Below are 954 nucleotides of genomic sequence, written 5' to 3' on the forward strand. Positions count from 1 at the left end.
AGAGCCGATCCAAGAAGATCGGATTCACGCCGAGTGGCTTGGCCTTGCCAGCCTTCGGAGCATGACGCGGATCATGGCGAGGCGGACGAAGGCGGCGACGGTTCGGGCGTGGCGCTCGAAATCGCGCGCCAGCCGGCGACAGCGGCTGATCCAGGCGAAGGTTCGTTCGACGATCCAGCGTTTCGGCACGACCTCGAAACCGGTGGCGCCGTCGCGCCGCTTGACCACCTCGATCCTCCACGACCCGGTCTGTGCCGCGGCCGCGGCAGCTTTCGGCCCCTGATAGCCGCCGTCGGCGAAGACCCGTTCGATGAAGGGGAACTGGCGACGGGTTCGCTGATCGAGGACCAGCGCGACGCCGTCACGATCCTGGATGTCGGCGGGGTGAACCGCGACGTTCAACAACAGGCCGAGCGTGTCGACCAGGATGTGCCGCTTGCGTCCTTTGACCTTCTTTCCCGCGTCGTAGCCTTGCGGGTCCAGCGCAGAGCCCCCTTTTGAGCGGCCTTGCCGCTCTGGCTGTCGATGATGGCCGCCGTCGGGCTGGCGTCGCGTCCGGCTTGCTCGCGGACCGCCACGTAGAGGACGTGGTGGATGCGCTCCAGGACACCCTCGCGATCCAGCAGGATGAAGTAGGAATGCGCCGTGCTCTTGGGTGGCAGATCCTTCGGCAGCGCCTGCCACTGGCAGCCCGTCCACAGCACGTAGAAGATCGCGTCGAGAACCGCCCGCACATTCACCGACCGCCTGCGACCACCCCGCCGGGCCGGCGGGATCAGCGGCTCGATCAGCGCCCATTCGGCGTCGGTGAGATCGCTCGGATAACGAAGACCGCGTCGGTCCGCGGCAACGCGGTGTTCGGGCTTCCACATCGCTGCCTCCGCTAGCGAATCACGGAGACACTACGGAATCACAACCGATTCCCGAGACTCAACAACTTCTCGGATCGGCTCT

At 66.1% G+C, this 954-nt stretch carries 1 protein-coding gene; it reads right to left on the reverse strand.

Features of this window, described 5'->3' with window-relative positions; all coding sequences use genetic code 11:
* Positions 1-24: 24 nt before the first annotated feature.
* A protein-coding gene (locus ABTU92_RS23050; RefSeq protein WP_408093963.1) for an IS5 family transposase occupies positions 25-872 on the reverse strand; the annotation gives its coding sequence in 2 pieces (ribosomal slippage) (positions 25-500 and positions 500-872; 849 coding nt in all).
* Positions 873-954 lie beyond the last annotated feature (82 nt).

This window comes from Rhodoplanes sp. SY1 (assembly GCF_046000175.1).
Lineage (GTDB): Bacteria > Pseudomonadota > Alphaproteobacteria > Rhizobiales > Xanthobacteraceae > Rhodoplanes.